The organism is Bradyrhizobium sp. USDA 4354 (genome assembly GCF_054060315.1).
Window position 1 is genome coordinate 2,433,801 of record NZ_JBSSDC010000001.1, and the last position, 16,200, is coordinate 2,450,000.

General features: G+C 62.2%; 8 protein-coding genes, 2 tRNA genes, 1 rRNA gene and 1 pseudogene (1 of these 12 cut by a window edge). 7 read left to right on the plus strand and 5 right to left on the minus strand.

Annotated features, from left to right (window positions below):
* Nucleotides 1-64 precede the first annotated feature (64 nt).
* Nucleotides 65-925 carry an alpha/beta fold hydrolase gene (locus tag ACVIIV_RS11395; RefSeq protein WP_456744273.1) on the minus strand — a complete coding sequence of 287 codons (861 nt, stop codon included), beginning with the start codon at nucleotides 923-925 and terminating at the stop codon, nucleotides 65-67.
* Between the two features lie 213 nt (nucleotides 926-1,138).
* On the opposite strand from ACVIIV_RS11395, the gene ACVIIV_RS11400 reads away from it, so the two are divergent.
* A complete protein-coding gene (locus ACVIIV_RS11400) occupies nucleotides 1,139-1,798 on the plus strand; it encodes a TIGR02594 family protein (protein WP_456744274.1) in 660 nt (219 codons plus the stop codon).
* Nucleotides 1,799-1,921: 123 nt separating this feature from the next.
* On the opposite strand, the gene ACVIIV_RS11405 is transcribed toward ACVIIV_RS11400, so the two are convergent.
* Nucleotides 1,922-2,710, minus strand: a complete 789-nt coding sequence (locus ACVIIV_RS11405; RefSeq protein ID WP_456744275.1) for an MOSC domain-containing protein — start codon at nucleotides 2,708-2,710, stop codon at nucleotides 1,922-1,924.
* Between the two features lie 240 nt (nucleotides 2,711-2,950).
* Between ACVIIV_RS11405 and clpB the strand changes: the two are divergent.
* Nucleotides 2,951-5,591: pseudogene (gene clpB, locus ACVIIV_RS11410) on the plus strand (ATP-dependent chaperone ClpB).
* Nucleotides 5,592-5,660: 69 nt separating this feature from the next.
* Here the strand turns inward: clpB and ACVIIV_RS11415 are convergent.
* Nucleotides 5,661-5,927 carry a hypothetical protein gene (locus ACVIIV_RS11415; protein WP_456744276.1) on the minus strand — a complete coding sequence of 89 codons (267 nt, stop codon included), beginning with the start codon at nucleotides 5,925-5,927 and terminating at the stop codon, nucleotides 5,661-5,663.
* Nucleotides 5,928-6,248: 321 nt separating this feature from the next.
* On the opposite strand from ACVIIV_RS11415, the gene ACVIIV_RS11420 reads away from it, so the two are divergent.
* Nucleotides 6,249-7,622 (plus strand): hypothetical protein, encoded by a 1,374-nt coding sequence (locus ACVIIV_RS11420; RefSeq protein WP_456744277.1) that lies wholly within the window; start codon nucleotides 6,249-6,251, stop codon nucleotides 7,620-7,622.
* Between the two features lie 44 nt (nucleotides 7,623-7,666).
* A complete protein-coding gene (locus tag ACVIIV_RS11425; RefSeq protein WP_456744278.1) occupies nucleotides 7,667-9,403 on the plus strand; it encodes a phage tail tip lysozyme in 1,737 nt (578 codons plus the stop codon).
* A gap of 61 nt (nucleotides 9,404-9,464) precedes the next feature.
* Here ACVIIV_RS11425 and ACVIIV_RS11430 read toward each other — a convergent pair whose 3' ends face one another.
* Entirely contained in the window at nucleotides 9,465-11,105 is a 1,641-nt protein-coding gene (locus ACVIIV_RS11430; RefSeq protein ID WP_456744279.1) for a Vgb family protein, read from the minus strand.
* Between the two features lie 152 nt (nucleotides 11,106-11,257).
* Nucleotides 11,258-13,321, minus strand: a complete 2,064-nt coding sequence (locus ACVIIV_RS11435) for a M23 family metallopeptidase (protein ID WP_456744280.1) — start codon at nucleotides 13,319-13,321, stop codon at nucleotides 11,258-11,260.
* A gap of 996 nt (nucleotides 13,322-14,317) precedes the next feature.
* Here ACVIIV_RS11435 and ACVIIV_RS11440 point away from each other — a divergent pair.
* The 3 genes from ACVIIV_RS11440 to ACVIIV_RS11450 form a co-directional block, all read left to right on the plus strand.
* Nucleotides 14,318-15,806 (plus strand): 16S ribosomal RNA (locus ACVIIV_RS11440).
* A 190-nt stretch (nucleotides 15,807-15,996) separates the two neighbouring features.
* Nucleotides 15,997-16,073 (plus strand) — tRNA-Ile (locus tag ACVIIV_RS11445).
* 109 nt (nucleotides 16,074-16,182) lie between these two features.
* Nucleotides 16,183-16,200, plus strand: a tRNA-Ala gene (locus ACVIIV_RS11450); it runs 58 nt beyond the window's last position.

The following is a 16,200-nucleotide window of genomic DNA, read 5'->3' on the forward strand; positions in this document are numbered from 1 at the left end:
GCGGAGGGATCCTGGATTGCTTCGCTACGCTCGCAATGACGGAGTGTGTGGTGATTGCGTCGCCTTAATGCGCCAGCGACCGCGGATCCCGCACCGGCCATCGCCCCGCTTCCACCAGCGTCACGAACCGCTCCACGCTCTCGTTGAACAGCGCGGGCTCTTCCAGGTTGAGCACGTGGCCGGACTTCGGAAACATCGCGAGGCCGGCCGCGGGCAGGTGCTTCTTCAGGAACAGGCTCGGCCCGACGCACGGATCGTCCTCGTCGCCGCAGATGATCAGCGCGGGTGTTGTCACCTTCGCGATCGCGTCCGTCATCGTGTAGATCGAGGGCCGACCGCCCTGGAAGCCGCGCATCGTGTTGGCCGATCCCCTGGCATCGTGCCGCGCCAGCGCGGCGTAGAAATCGGCGTGGCCGCGCGGGTCTTTCACCAGGAACGGAATCCGGCTCGGCGCCTCGCGCGTGACCTTTGCGACTTCAGCGGAGCCGAGCGTATCGAACTGCTCGGCATTGGCGCGGCACTGCTTGCGCCAATTCTCGAGATCTTCGATCTCCGAGCCGGAGCCGACGCCGGCCAGTGTCATCGACAACGCGCGCTGCGGTGCGTTGAGCCCGATCTGAAGCGACGAATAGGCGCCCATCGACAGCCCGACGAGATGCGCGCGCTCGATGCCGAGGTGATCGAGCACGGCAAGCGCATCGGTGTAGAAATGCGTGTAGGTATAGACTTCGCCGTCAGGCACGTCCGACGGCGTATAGCCGCGCGCCGAATAGGTGATGCAGCGATGGCCGCGCGAGAAGTAGCGCATCTGCGGCTCCCAATTGGTGTAGTCGGCCGCGAACTCGTGCAGAAAAATAATCGGCGTTCCCTGGCCCGCCTCTTCGAAATAGATGCGAACGTCGTCCCTGGTCGTGGCGTGGGGCATTAACTGTTTCCCTCTCTTCAAGCCGCGTTTGCAGGATTGCAGTTAACGCAGTTGTCCGCAATGCGGCAGCATCAGGCCAGTCCCGATACAAAATCATCGCAGCCATTCGCCGAGGTGGCGTCTTTTTGTCGCCACATCCGGAAGCTTTACGGCCCGGCGGATGTCGGCCCCCGCACGGGCCGACGGGAAGCGGGGTGTAACGAAGGATGAAGAATGGTTGAGTTGTTTGCGTACCGCCTGTCGCGTCGTGTTGTCGCGCTGGCGCTTTTCTTCGCGGCGGTTGCCGCACTTGTTTCTCCGGCCTCGGCGCGGCCGCATCATCGTCATAGCGCAGAGCGGCACGCTGGCGTGCACCACGCCAGGCATCATCATCACCGCCATCATGCACGCAGCTCGCGCTTCGAGCGCAGCGCGGCGCAGTTGCAGGCGAGCGGTTTCGCCGACACCCAGGCCAGCTACAATCCGAGCGCCGACAGCGGCGGCATGGGCAATAGCAGCATGGCGACGAGCGGCGGATTCAGTGGCGGATCTGGCCTCGTATCCGAGGCGCGGCGCTATCTCGGCGGCAATCCGACCGGGCGCGGCAGCCTGTGGTGCGCGCGCTTCATGAACATGGTGCTCGAGCACACCGGCCATCGTGGCACCGGCTCGGACATGGCGAGCTCGTTCGCACGTTACGGCACGCGCGTCTCCGGTCCGCAGGTCGGCGCCATCGCGGTGATGTCGCGCGGCCGCCGCGGCGGCCATGTCGGCATCATCACCGGCATCGATGCGCAGGGCAATCCGATCATGATCTCCGGCAACAGCGGCAACCGCGTCCGCGAAGCGCCCGTCTCGCGCGGCCGGATCTATGCGTATGTGATGCCGAATTAGGGTTCGTCGCCGTCGTCATTGCGAGCGCAGCGAAGCAATCCAGAATCCCTCAGCGGAGATAGTCTGGATTGCTTCGTCGCAAGGGCTCCTCGCAATGACGGCGTGCGTGGAGACGCCGTTGGCTCAGACCAATCTCGGCTCTTCCACCGCCACTACATCGCCGACGCCGATCTCGCCACCTGCGATCACCTCGGCGTAGATGCCGCAATCCATGTGGCCGAGATGGCGCGAGAGCGTGGGCGGAATTTCGAGATCGCGCTTGGCGGTTTCAGGATCGACATTGGTGGCCGGGCAGCGGACGATGCGCTTGATCACCTTCAGCCGAGCCTGCCCGATCGCAAGCGTCTGGCCGACGAGATCGAGCTCCGACCAGGCCGGCCAGCCCTTGACGTAGAGATTGGCGCGGAAGCGCAGGGGATGCACGGCGACGCCGCCGAGCATGGTCTCGATCGCGCCGACGCTGCCGAGATTGATGATGGAGACGACCTTGCGGGCGACGTCGGAGAAGCTGTGGTCGCGACCGGATAGAACCTTGGGCGGGCCTTTCAACTCGGGCTGGAAGTTTTCGCTGAAATAGGCCTCGATGGCGGCGCGCCCGGCCGCGGTTTCCAGATCGCCGCTGGCGACGATTTGGCCGTCCTTGCGGATGGTCAACAGATTGGTGGCGTCGTCGAACCGGCTGTCGAGCTCAGCTAGCCGCTCATTGCGCGCCAGCATCAGAAACTGAATTTTCGGCTTCCATTCGGGCGCATCAGGGTCGAACCCGCTCGGGCCGTTCTCGATGGCGTAGCGGCGGTCGGCTGGCAGGGTCTGACCGACCCGCAAGGCAGCGCGCGACAGGCGCTCCGGTGTCAGGCCCTTGATCGGGTAGCGGTAGAGGCCGGTGATCTCGGCGGTGTGGCTGGCTGTCATGCCGCTACTTAAGGGATTCGGCCCGCCGCCGCCAAGCCCGCCCACGAGCGCACGAAATTGTGAAGCCGCCTCTTTCGTATCCGCGAGCCGCTTCCCACATCTGCCTGAGGCCGGCGGCAACGTCGGCAAAAGACGGCCGTTGCCGCTTGAGAAACCTCAATGCGGTCAGCGGAAACCCAATGAAGATGCCGTATTGGGGTGCCTGAGAGGGCCCCAAGGGCAGGCCGAGGGACAGAAAAGATGAATATCGAGAAGTATACCGAACGCTCCAGGGGCTTCATCCAGTCGGCGCAGTCGCTCGCGATGCGCGAGGGGCACCAGCAATTCTCCACCCTGCACGTCCTGAAAGTCCTCATGGACGACAATGAGGGGCTCGCTGCCGGTCTGATCGACCGCGCCGGCGGCAATTCCCGTGCAATCCTGAAGGCGACCGAGGAGGCCCTGAACAAGGTGCCGAAGGTTTCCGGCGGCGGCGCCGGGCAGATCTATCTGGCGCCCGAACTGGCCCGCACTTTTGATGCCGCCGAAAAGGCCGGCGAGAAGGCCGGCGACAGCTTCGTCACCGTCGAGCGGCTGCTGCTCGGGCTGACGCTCGAGAAGACCAGCGAGGCCGGCACCATCCTGAGCAAGGGCGGCGTCACTCCGCAAAACCTCAATGCGGCGATCGAGGCGCTGCGCAAGGGCCGGACCGCGGATTCCGCGACCGCCGAGAACGCCTATGACGCGCTGAAGAAATATGCCCGCGACCTGACCCAGGCCGCACGCGACGGCAAGCTCGATCCGGTCATCGGCCGCGACGAGGAGATCCGCCGCACCATCCAGGTGCTGTCGCGCCGGACCAAGAACAATCCCGTCCTGATCGGCGAGCCCGGCGTCGGCAAGACCGCCATCGCGGAAGGGCTCGCGCTGCGCATCGTCAATGGCGACGTGCCGGAGAGCCTCAAGGACAAGAAGCTGCTGTCGCTCGACCTCGGCGCGCTGATCGCCGGCGCGAAGTACCGCGGCGAGTTCGAGGAGCGGCTGAAGGCCGTTCTCCAGGAGGTGACCGGGAGCGAGGGCACCTTCATCCTGTTCATCGACGAGATGCACACGCTGATCGGCGCCGGCAAGGGCGACGGCGCGATGGATGCCTCCAACCTGCTCAAGCCCGCGCTCGCCCGCGGCGAGCTGCACTGCATCGGCGCGACCACGCTGGACGAGTACCAGAAGCACGTCGAGAAGGATGCGGCGCTGGCGCGGCGCTTCCAGCCGATCTTCGTCAGCGAGCCCTCGGTCGAGGATACCATCTCGATCCTGCGCGGCTTGAAGGACAAGTACGAGCAGCACCATGGCGTCCGGATCACCGATTCCGCGCTTGTTGCGTCCGCGACGCTGTCCAACCGCTACATCACCGACCGCTTCCTCCCCGACAAGGCGATCGATCTGATGGACGAGGCCGCGGCACGGCTGAAGATGCAGGTCGATTCCAAGCCGGAAGAGCTGGATTCGCTGGATCGCGAGATCATCCGGCTCAAGATCGAGCAGGAGGCGCTGAAGAAGGAAAGCGATCCCGGCTCCAAGACCCGGCTCCAAACCCTGGAGAAGGACCTTGCCGGGCTCGAGGAGAAGTCTACGGCGCTGACGGCGCGCTGGAGCGCGGAGAAGAGCAAGCTCTCCGATGCCCAGAAGCTGAAGTCCGAGCTCGACGGCCTGCGTGTCGAGCTCGCCAACGCCCAGCGGCGCGGCGAATTCCAGAAGGCCGGCGAGCTGGCCTATGGCCGGATTCCGGAGCTCGAGAAGAAGCTCGCGGATATCGAGGCCAAGGAGAACTCCGGCGAGATGATGGAGGAGGCGGTCACCGCCAACCACATCGCGCAAGTGGTCTCGCGCTGGACCGGCGTGCCCGTCGACAAGATGCTGGAAGGCGAGAAGGAGAAGCTCCTGAAGATGGAGGAGCAGCTCGGCAAGCGCGTCGTAGGGCAGGCCGAGGCCGTGCGTGCGGTCGCAACCCGCCGTGCGCCGCTCGCGCGCAGGGCTGCAGGACCCGAACCGCCCCACCGGCTCGTTCATGTTCTTAGGCCCGACCGGCGTCGGCAAGACCGAGCTGACCAAGGCTCTCGCCGAGTACCTCTTCAACGACGAGACCGCGATGGTCCGCCTCGACATGTCCGAATACATGGAGAAGCACTCGGTCTCGCGGCTGATCGGCGCGCCTCCGGGCTATGTTGGCTATGACGAGGGCGGCGCGCTCACCGAAGCGGTGCGGCGCCGGCCCTACCAAGTGGTGCTGTTCGACGAGATCGAGAAGGCGCATCCTGACGTCTTCAACGTCCTGTTGCAGGTGCTCGACGACGGCCGCCTGACCGACGGCCAGGGCCGTACCGTCGACTTCCGCAACACGCTGATCATCATGACCTCGAACCTCGGTTCGGAATTCCTGGTGAACCAGCCGGAGGGCGAGGACACCTCGGCCGTGCGCGAGCAGGTGATGGGAATGGTGCGGGCGCACTTCCGTCCCGAATTCCTCAACCGCGTCGACGAGATCATCCTGTTCCACCGCCTCCAGAAGAGCGAGATGGGCCGGATCGTCGAGATCCAGTTCGCGCGGCTGCAGAAGCTGCTGACCGATCGCAAGATCGTGCTGAGCCTCGATGCCGCCGGCCGCGACTGGCTCGCCGCCAAGGGCTGGGACCCCGCTTATGGCGCAAGGCCGCTGAAGCGGGTGATCCAGCGCTACCTCCAGGACCCGCTCGCCGAGATGATCCTGGCCGGCGACGTCAGGGACGGCGACCACGTCGCGATCTCGTCCGAAGGCAACGTGCTGACCTTCAACGGCAAGGCGCCGCAAACCGCGGAGATCACCCAGTTCGAGGCGCCGGTGGCGAAGCGGAAGTTGAACTGAGGCTTGCGAAACACCACCAGACGGCACACCGCCCCGGAGGCCTCCGGGGCGGTTTTCTTTCGACAATCGTTACTCAGTGCTGGGGACGGGATTTGAACCCGAGATGTCGCCTTCGTCGGCATTCTCTTCGAACTCCGAGAGGATATCCACGAGATCGCGCACCCGTCCGTGCGCCAGCGGCCGCAGATCATTGATCATGGGCTCGTCATTGGCGAGCCAGGCTTGAGCTTCGGCAAGTTCCTCGACAGTCGCGCCAGTACCGATGATCTGGGCAATGGTGACGTCGTCCGCTCCCGAAAGCACCTTCGTGACGTCATCCCGAGAGAGGCGTTGCATGGTTTCTGCTCCTGCGCTCCGTGTCCGGAATATTGGCAATTGAGAAACCGGGCGAACGGTTCCCCCGGAATGGGAGGCCGGCGACGAGAAGCGGCGTGTCAACAATGCTGTCCCTTTGGTCCGCCGCTGCTGCAGCGAGGAATTCGGCCTATGATAGCACGGTGGCGGCAGATGCAACTGCAGAGCGATGTGGCAACCAACACGCCAAGGCCGTGTTGTCGAAATGATACACGCACCACGAATTAGAGCAACAGCTGTGAAATGATCTTGAACAACCTGCCGCGCCTGCGCGAAGCTTGAAAGCCAGCAGGGGGGCCCTGTGTGCGTATTTTATTGGTTGCTTTTTTATGCGTTGCTTTGCTGCTCAATAATGGTTGTGCCATCTACGAGATGGAGACGACCAATCGAGGCGGCTACATCGACTATGTCCTCGACAAGCACTGGTTGAAGGCAGACTCAAAGTCGATGCGCGCGCTGCGCGCGTTTGCGATGCAGGTCTCGCTGGCGAGGCTCGCTTCGGTGTCGGCCAAGAACGAATCGGACCGGCAGTTGCTTGCCATTCGCATTGGTGCGCTGACGAAGCGATTCATGCCGATCTATCTCTGCGCCTTCAACGAAAATCCGCTTGCAGTTGAAGGCGCCGAGCACGACCCCTGCTTCTATTACGACAGCGCGATGATCGATTATTCCACGGGCTTGTTCGATCTCGCGATGATCGCGCTGCCTATCGAGGATGCCAAGCGGTTGGTAACCGTGGCCACAGGAAGTGCGGTCAATCCCATCAATCTGATCGATTTGCTCGACGCGCTGCTGCAGATCGGAAAGGACGCCATCAAATACGGCCGTGTCGTGGGCGCGCTCTACCGGGATACAGTGGAGCTCGAGGTGCAAGTCTGGCTTACGACGCCTGCCATCGACAACAGGGATTTGTCCTATCGCGTCACGGTAGCCGACGTTCAGCCGCTCTATGACATCTATGCGCGCGGAAACGACAATATGCCGGCCTGGATCGCCGAGATGGCCGCACTCAGGGCCCGTGGACTTGAACCGATCCCGCAGCGGAAGTTCTTTTTCCAGCTCGCTGGCCTCATGAACTACATCTGCGATCTGATTACTGTCGATCCGAGAGCGAACAATTCCGACACCTGCAAGGCAAACCTACCCAAGACGGCGATAGCTCCGGTGGCGGCACTGGGATCGGCCGGATCGCTGCGGATCGGAGATGTCATCAGAGCCGATACGCTGGTGCGATCGGGGACCTTGGGGGGCGGCGCGGGAAAATCTTCCGGATCGCCCGGGAAAGTCGACAAGCCCAAGATTGTGTCGGCAAATCCAAATGTCCTCGACAATTTTGAGCTTTCGATAACAGCCGCCGACATCAAGCAATTTCAAACGGCGGCGTGCATGACGCCGACGGGCGCGGCAGATTTGGGACCGCTCAATTCTGAGACTCGGTTGGCGATCCAGAAGGTCTTCGCCTCGAATCCAAAGCTCGCAAAGACACAGGAGATGAGTGACAAGAAGGCGGCCTTGCTTCGTATGAGGTTGAATACCGACGGGACGGTAATTGCCGGAAAATGCCCGGCGGCAGCGCCTGCCGCTGCTCCCGCAGCTTCGTCTCCAGCACCTCCAACTGCATCTCCGGTGCCTGCGGCTCCCGCGTCTCCGGCGCCTGCGTCCCCGCCGTCCAAATAGAAACTTGCGGCCTCTCAAACACGGACTAACCAGGACGAATTGCCATGGCCATCGATCCCGCACGGTTTGCGACGGAATGTGTCCACCAAGGATTGCGCTTCGGTATCCATCCCCATTATCTCGTTGGCGCAGCTCAACTCCGGTCGGGTATTTCCGATGCTGATGATGGAAACAGAATTGGCCCGTTTCGTCTGACTCAGACGGAGTGGGACGCTAATTGTTCCGATGAAGATTTCGACATCACGGATTTTGAGCCGGAAGACATCAAGATACCGGAGCTGCAATGCATCATCTATGCATTGATGGCCTTGAGAGCGCAGAACCGGTGCCTTGCCCGGCTGGGGCGACTTCCCAGCGCTGTTGATCTCTACCGGGAGCAGTGGCCAAGCTCTACCGCCGCGCTCCCGGGGGATCTGCAGGCCGCTCTCGACAATACGAGCGCGTTGATGGTCCCCGCCTTCGCCGCGGTGCCGGATGCACCGCAACCGCCAGCTACGATCGCGGCCGGAGACTTCACGCCGAGTCCACCGGCGGATCATACGAAACCGGTCGGCACGAAAGAAACAAGAACCTTCATCGCGAAAGCGCCGGGCATCATGGCGAAACTGATCGCTGATTTCGGCTTCAAGGATTTCCAAGCTGCGGCGATAATGGGAAACGTCGGTCTGGAGTGCGACGGCTTTCGCGAAATGCAGGAAAAGAAGCCGCTGATACCCGGTTCCAGGGGAGGTTTCGGTTGGGCGCAGTGGACTGGCGCGCGGCGCACGCTGTTTGAAGCCTTCTGTAGCAAGAATGGGCTGGATCCATTCTCGGATGAGGCGAATTACGGATTTCTCCGAGATGAGTTGATGGACAAGATACCCGACGACAAACAGTCGATGGCCGTGACTGCCGTTCTGAAGACAGCCAGCATCAGCAAGGCCGTGCGGGCCTTCGAAGCAGCATTCGAGAGAGCAAAATCCGGGGTGGAGCACTTCGACCGTCGGGATGAATGGGCGAATTTGGCGCTCACCAGTTTTAGAGCAAGCTCGGACACGATCGTGCCGCCTGCGGTCACCAAAGTTCTCGATCCCGATGCACTTCATCGCGTGATTGCGCGAGCGACTTTGGGAGGATCCACCATTTGGGCGATCGATCAATTCAGCGATAACGGCGGTCAGGTCCTAGTCAAGCTCGACAGCTCGGGAAATGCCGTGATCCTCGCCAGCGACACCACCATATTTCCTCTCCAGCCCGGTCTGGTTCCCCCGTCGGTTGTCGCTCAGCTTTCAGCGAGCATTGATGTCGCAGCGGCTGATGTGTCCGAGTCTGCTCCGCCCAAAGTGCCAGCCATTGCAGCAGGCGACGAAGTCAGCGCGCACATCTTCGCCAAGGCAAAGGAGTGCGATGACACACTCGTTACCCGCAATGTGCCGGGCACGAATAACGGCCGCGTTGCGTGTGCCTTTGCGGTGAACAAAGTCGTTACGCTGGCGACCGGCAAGCCGGTAGGCGGAGGGCTCAGCACTGCCCGCATGGGCGAAGTTCTCGCCAAAACTCAAAGACAGGTTTCGGAGGCCAACATCGGTCCGGGGATGATCTGTATCTCACCGACCCATGGCGGTAATGTTGGTCACGTAGGAATCGTGGGCGAGATCGTGGAGCCGACGAATAAAACCTTGATCTACTCAAACAGCTCAAAGCGGGGAGTTTTCTCGCATTCGTTTACGCTGGGCACATGGAAGAGTTTCTATCGGGATCGCAAGGGCCTTCCGGTGTTCTTTTTCGCAATCAAGCAGTAAGGCTCGTCGCGGGCGGTGCTCGCGCCGAGGATCGCAGCCGTGGATTGGATGGCTGGCGACTTCAGGTCGTCAACACGTCTCCTACTTCTTCACCACCTTGTAGAGCGCATTCTCGACGTCCGAGCTGAAGTAGATCACGCCGGTTGCGCCGACACCGACGCCGGTGGGGATATGCGTCGGCAAGCCGCCGGGGGCGCCGGTCAGGCCGATCGGGAGGTTGGCGGCGATCTCGGTGACCTTGCCACTCTCCGGTGCGATCTCGATCAGCCGCTTGGCGCCGACCTCCGCCACGATCAACCTGGCCGTCGCGGCCGCGCGCGATGCCTTCCGGCATGTTCAGCTCCTTGGCGACCACGGTCTTTTCGCCATTGCTGTCGATCCTGGAGACGTTGCCGGCAAAGGCTTCGGTGACGTAAACCTCGTCGCCGGCCCCGCGGACGAGTCCCATCGGTCCCTCGAGGGCGCCGATCAGCGTGGTGCGATCCTTGCCATGCTCACCGCTCACCTTGACCAGTGACTTGGTGCCGAGCTCAGCCACCAGAATGCTGCCGTCGGCGAGCACGACCGCGTCATGCGGCGCCTTGAAGTCGTGCAGCATGTCGCGCGTCGCGCCGGTCTTGCCGTCGATCACCTGCACGGTGCCGGTGAACCAGCTCGACAGGACCACGTCGTTGCCCCTCGCGGTCGCGCTCATCGGATATTCGAGCGTGACGCCGGCGGCATGCATGCGCGCCTTCTCGGTGACCTCGCCGGTCGCACCGTCCACTGTGCGATAGGCGAACACGTCGGCGACGTGGATCGTATCCTTGCCGTTCTCCGAGGTGACGCCGATGCCGCCGGGCAGAGCGAGCTTGCCGATGATGATTTGCTTGGCCTCGCCGGTCGCGGGATCGACCTGCTGGATGCCGTTGTCGGCCATGTTGGAGACGTAGATGCGGTCGCTGTCGTCGATGGCGAGATTGTCCAGCGATGGCTTCAGTTGCGCGACCATGGTCTTGGCACCCGAGTTGGGATCGACCCGCACGAGCTGGCCGAGCGCGGTGTCGACCACAAAGAGATTGCCCTTGGAATCGAAGTTCACGGCGGCCGGGACCTTGAAGCCGTCGGCGACGACGGTCAGCTCGGCCTTGTCGACGTCGACCTTTGCGACTTGGCCCTTGAACCAGAGCGGACCATAGAGCTTGTCGTCCGGACCGAACGCGAAGCCGTTGAGGCCGCCCATCTTCTCCATGATCTGGCGCGGCGGCTTGACGCCCTCGACGTCGATCTCATAGAGCACGTCGCCGAGGAAGACGGTGGTGGCGTAGAGCCGGCCATCCTTGCGGAAGGCGAGCGAGTTGATGCCGGGAAGGCCGCTGGCGAGCTTCCTGATCGGGCCGTCGCCCTTGCGCGCATAGAGGTCGCCGGCGAGGAATCCAGTCCAGGCCATGGTGCCGTCGGGCGCGAACGCGATGTCGTCCGCCATTCCGACCGGCGCTGGGATTGCAACCTTCGCGCTACCGCCGGCAATGTCGACCTCATAGAGCGTCGCGCCCGCGACGCTGCCGGCAAACAGATGGCCGGCCTTGTCGACACCGAGCCCGTGCACGCCGTGGAACGCCGAGCCCGGCACGAGCCTGGTGACCTCCCAGTCCTCGGCCGATGCGCTTGTGGCGGAGAATAACGCAGCAACCACGGCTGCGCAGGCGAGCCTGTTCTTCATGGCGAGACCTCCCGTTTTTTGGAAAGTATTCGCCCGTCATCCGGCTTTGGCAAACGAAACTTGACGTTGTGACGCCGCGAAGCCGCCTCGTGCGACAACGTCGAATCCGGATCGTGTTTGGAGATGTCCCGCCGAGGCGGCCGAGCCCCGACCTACCGGTTGGTGACCTGCAGCGGGCCGCCGGTCGCATCCGACATGCGGGCGATGGCGCCGCCGCGGCCGCTCATCATGCCGTCGAGCCGGTCGCGCTCCTTTTCAAAGCTTGCCAGCATCGGGCCTTCCAGCGAACGGCCCCGCGGCAGCTTCACGCGCATCGGATCGACGAAGCGGCCGTTGACCAGGATCTCGTAGTGGACGTGCGGGCCGGTCGACAGGCCGGAAGAACCGACGAAGCCGATCACCTGGCCCTGCCGCACCTTCTTGCCGACCTCCATGCCCTTGGCAAAGGCCGACATGTGGCCGTAGGCGGTCTCGTAGCCGTTGGCGTGCTTGATGCGGATGTACTTGCCGTAGCCACCCTCGGGGCCGGCCTTCTCGATCATGCCGTTGCCGGAAGCGAAGATCGGCGTGCCGTAGGCGGTGGACCAGTCGACGCCGGTATGCATCTTCACGTAGCCGAGGATCGGGTGGCGGCGGCCGCCGAAGCCGGAGCGCATGATGGCGTTGTTGACGGGCTTTCTGACCAGGAACTTCTTCGCGCTCTTGCCGGTCTCGTCGTAGTAGTCGACGAGGCCGTCGTCGGCGCTCTGGTAGCGATAGTATTTCTTGGTCTCGCCGGCGACCGTGAGGGAGGCGAACAGCACCTCGTTCTTTTCGCTCGACGTCACGCCCTCGTCCTCGCCGGCGTAGAACACGTCGAAGGAATCTCCGGGCTGCACCTTGCGCTGGAAATCGACGTCGTAGGAGTAGATCTTGATCATGTCCTCGATGACCGGCATCGGCACCTTGTTGCGCATCGCGGTCTCGTAGATGCTCTGGTAGAGCCGCACGCCGGAGCCGTCGTCATCATCGTCGTCCTCGCTGCTGGCGTTGGCCGCGGTGTCGGCGACGGTGTTCATGCTGGAGACGTCGACCGCGACGTATTTGCCGAGATCGGACAGTGCCGCGATCGCCTCGACCATGGTCTCGTTGGCGACGACGACGCGGTAGGGTTGCAGGCGGGCGCCGGGACTCGCGGGCGCCATCAGGATGCGGAGCTTCTCGCCTTCCTTGAGCCCGCCGTCGCGGCCGCGCGGCCCGAGCGTTGCGGTGATCGCCTTGATCTCGTCGGCATTGGCGCCGAGATCGCGCAGCACGCCAGCGACGCTGTCGCCCTTCTTGACCATGTGGACGCGTTCGCCGTTGGGATTGCCGCCGGTGATCTGCTCCTTGGTCTTGGGCAGCAGCGTGACGTTTTCCGGCACCACGCGCGTCTCGAAACCGGCATAGGGATCGGACGATGACGCTTCGGGAGCGTAGGCGCTTCTGATGTCGGACGGGCCGGTCGCGCCGGACACGTCGGCCGTGGCATTGGCGAGCGAGGCGTAGCGCACCCCGCCGTTGCCGCGCCAGTTGGCGGCGTCGCGGACCCGCATCAGGATGTCGTCGAGCGCCACCACTGCGGAAATCTTGGCCTTCGGCAGCACCGGCGACAGGTCCTTGGTGACGAAGGACACTTCCGCATCAGGCTCGACCGCCTCGGGATTATTGGGATCGTCGGACGCCGTCTTCGGATCCGAGCCGACATCGGTGAGCAGGCGCTGGGCGTTGAACGGCGGGATCTTCGCCGACAGGTCGCTCGTCGTCATCGACAGGTTGCCTGCGATGCGGACGAAGGGACGCACCCGCATCACGTCACGGTTGCCGACGCGGGCGACCGTCGAAACCCGCATGACGTTGCGCGAGGCCGTGGATTCGCTCGGGGGCGGCAGGCGGTCGCTCTTGTGCAGCGCGGCGGCGCGATCGGCGGCGCCGAATGCCCCGCGCAGCGCGCCTTCGACCCGCTCCGGTACCTTGGCGAAGGTCATCTCGCCGTCGAGCGATGCGAAAACGGCGCCGCCGATCAGGGCCGCGCCGCAGAGTCCGGTCAAGATTGTCCCGCTGAACCATTGCACCGAGACGCGGCGGCGGTCGATCACGGCGGCTTCAGAACCGTCGACGGACAGCGGCGGCTCGTGGCCGAGATCGATGATCCCGGTCTCACGCCCGTAAGTGCCGCGTGACGTCCTGTGGTTCAACCCAAGTCCCCCAACTCAACGACCCAAGAAAGCCCGCTTCGAACCTTGTCTCAGGTCGCCCTCTTGAAGGGGGATCGCCGGAAAAGGCAAGCCGTACGGCCGTCCGCGCTCAGAAAGCCCCTTTGTTGGGGCCGGCCGAAATTACGAACAACTGGACGGGTAAAGCTCTCTCGATGTCTTTCGAACGCCGAAGGAAGGTCGCGTCATTTGCAAGATCGCCTTCCCCTGACCCCATGAAAATCGCCGGCAGCCCCCACAGGCATTCCCAGCGATTCAAGCTTGTCTCTTATCAGAACGCCGCGGGATTGTGGCTCAAGTACGGCGCCAAATATGGAAAAAACTTCCTCAAAGGGGCGGCGCGAGGGGGCGTCCCGGCGGGGCGCCGCAAGCCGCCTCAGGAGCCCCTCCGGAGCCCTCCAGGCGCCAAACTTTTTTTCAGTTTTTTCTTCCGGTCGCGCCGGCCGGGCTCTCCGTAGCCCCTCTAACTGCCTGGAAATGCGTGATTATTTCCGACGATCCACTGTGCGACGATTTGTTGACGATTGGCGTTGACAGCCCGGAAGGCGGGGCCTATAACCCCAACCACTGAGCGCGGCGCCGCCGGGTCACTGACCAAGGCGAGCGAACGCGCCACTGATGCTCCTCACCTTGTTGAGTGACACAACAGCCGACACAAGTCGGTTGGAGTTCATTCATCGTCGGTAAGGGTGTCGGAACCCTTCCTCCTCGGAAGGTTGGGACCTCTCCGGTCCCGGGCTGTTTGACAAGTGAAGATGAAGAAAGAGAAACGTGGACGGCGGAGTCCTTGCGGGTCTCGCTTCCGAAAAGCTTCGGCTTTTCTGATCGAGACCGGACGAAAGACTTCGGCGGTACACGTTTTAAAGGAAACACCATCGTTGCCAGCGATGTGAATCGCAGGCAGCTCATCGACCTCGGTTGATGAAAAATGGTGGGACCTCGTCAAACGTTGTGATCAGCCGGTTCAAAGTTCAAGTCCAACTTGAGAGTTTGATCCTGGCTCAGAGCGAACGCTGGCGGCAGGCTTAACACATGCAAGTCGAGCGGGCGTAGCAATACGTCAGCGGCAGACGGGTGAGTAACGCGTGGGAACGTACCTTTTGGTTCGGAACAACACAGGGAAACTTGTGCTAATACCGGATAAGCCCTTACGGGGAAAGATTTATCGCCGAAAGATCGGCCCGCGTCTGATTAGCTAGTTGGTAGGGTAATGGCCTACCAAGGCGACGATCAGTAGCTGGTCTGAGAGGATGATCAGCCACATTGGGACTGAGACACGGCCCAAACTCCTACGGGAGGCAGCAGTGGGGAATATTGGACAATGGGGGCAACCCTGATCCAGCCATGCCGCGTGAGTGATGAAGGCCCTAGGGTTGTAAAGCTCTTTTGTGCGGGAAGATAATGACGGTACCGCAAGAATAAGCCCCGGCTAACTTCGTGCCAGCAGCCGCGGTAATACGAAGGGGGCTAGCGTTGCTCGGAATCACTGGGCGTAAAGGGTGCGTAGGCGGGTCTTTAAGTCAGGGGTGAAATCCTGGAGCTCAACTCCAGAACTGCCTTTGATACTGAAGATCTTGAGTTCGGGAGAGGTGAGTGGAACTGCGAGTGTAGAGGTGAAATTCGTAGATATTCGCAAGAACACCAGTGGCGAAGGCGGCTCACTGGCCCGATACTGACGCTGAGGCACGAAAGCGTGGGGAGCAAACAGGATTAGATACCCTGGTAGTCCACGCCGTAAACGATGAATGCCAGCCGTTAGTGGGTTTACTCACTAGTGGCGCAGCTAACGCTTTAAGCATTCCGCCTGGGGAGTACGGTCGCAAGATTAAAACTCAAAGGAATTGACGGGGGCCCGCACAAGCGGTGGAGCATGTGGTTTAATTCGACGCAACGCGCAGAACCTTACCAGCCCTTGACATGTCCAGGACCGGTCGCAGAGATGTGACCCTCTCTTCGGAGCCTGGAGCACAGGTGCTGCATGGCTGTCGTCAGCTCGTGTCGTGAGATGTTGGGTTAAGTCCCGCAACGAGCGCAACCCCCGTCCTTAGTTGCTACCATTTAGTTGAGCACTCTAAGGAGACTGCCGGTGATAAGCCGCGAGGAAGGTGGGGATGACGTCAAGTCCTCATGGCCCTTACGGGCTGGGCTACACACGTGCTACAATGGCGGTGACAATGGGATGCTAAGGGGCGACCCTTCGCAAATCTCAAAAAGCCGTCTCAGTTCGGATTGGGCTCTGCAACTCGAGCCCATGAAGTTGGAATCGCTAGTAATCGTGGATCAGCACGCCACGGTGAATACGTTCCCGGGCCTTGTACACACCGCCCGTCACACCATGGGAGTTGGTTTTACCTGAAGACGGTGCGCTAACCCGCAAGGGAGGCAGCCGGCCACGGTAGGGTCAGCGACTGGGGTGAAGTCGTAACAAGGTAGCCGTAGGGGAACCTGCGGCTGGATCACCTCCTTTCTAAGGATGATCCTTCAGCGAGCTCACGCTCACTATCGGATCGTTTTAGAAACATCAGTGGCCAACAGATCGCCAGATCGTTGAGCTGCATTGGCGGGATTTCGCCGTCTTCGTTTCTCTTTCTTCGCGGACGAACACGCGCTGGGCCTGCAACGGCAGGATCCAGGGTCCTTAACGGGATATGCGTTAGGGGCTTGTAGCTCAGTTGGTTAGAGCGCGCGCTTGATAAGCGTGAGGTCGGAAGTTCAAGTCTTCCCAGGCCCACCAGCCTTCGCGCTTCGCTGCTTCGGCTAGGCAAGCCCTTCGATACGAAGGCTGCCACGCCGCAGTCTTGGCGAAGGCGGGCTAGTCAAACGAGCATTCGTCTTCTGGTTACGGGGCCATAGCTCAGCTG

Excerpts from the sequence above, each read along its gene's own strand:
- ACVIIV_RS11430 (WP_456744279.1), bottom strand. The coding sequence starts at position 11,105 with ATGAAGAACAGGCTCGCCTGCGCAGCCGTGGTTGCTGCGTTATTCTCC.
- ACVIIV_RS11405 (WP_456744275.1), bottom strand. The coding sequence starts at position 2,710 with ATGACAGCCAGCCACACCGCCGAGATCACCGGCCTCTACCGCTACCCG.
- ACVIIV_RS11425 (WP_456744278.1), top strand. The coding sequence starts at position 7,667 with ATGGCCATCGATCCCGCACGGTTTGCGACGGAATGTGTCCACCAAGGA.
- ACVIIV_RS11395 (WP_456744273.1), bottom strand. The coding sequence starts at position 925 with ATGCCCCACGCCACGACCAGGGACGACGTTCGCATCTATTTCGAAGAG.
- ACVIIV_RS11400 (WP_456744274.1), top strand. The coding sequence starts at position 1,139 with ATGGTTGAGTTGTTTGCGTACCGCCTGTCGCGTCGTGTTGTCGCGCTG.
- ACVIIV_RS11415 (WP_456744276.1), bottom strand. The coding sequence starts at position 5,927 with ATGCAACGCCTCTCTCGGGATGACGTCACGAAGGTGCTTTCGGGAGCG.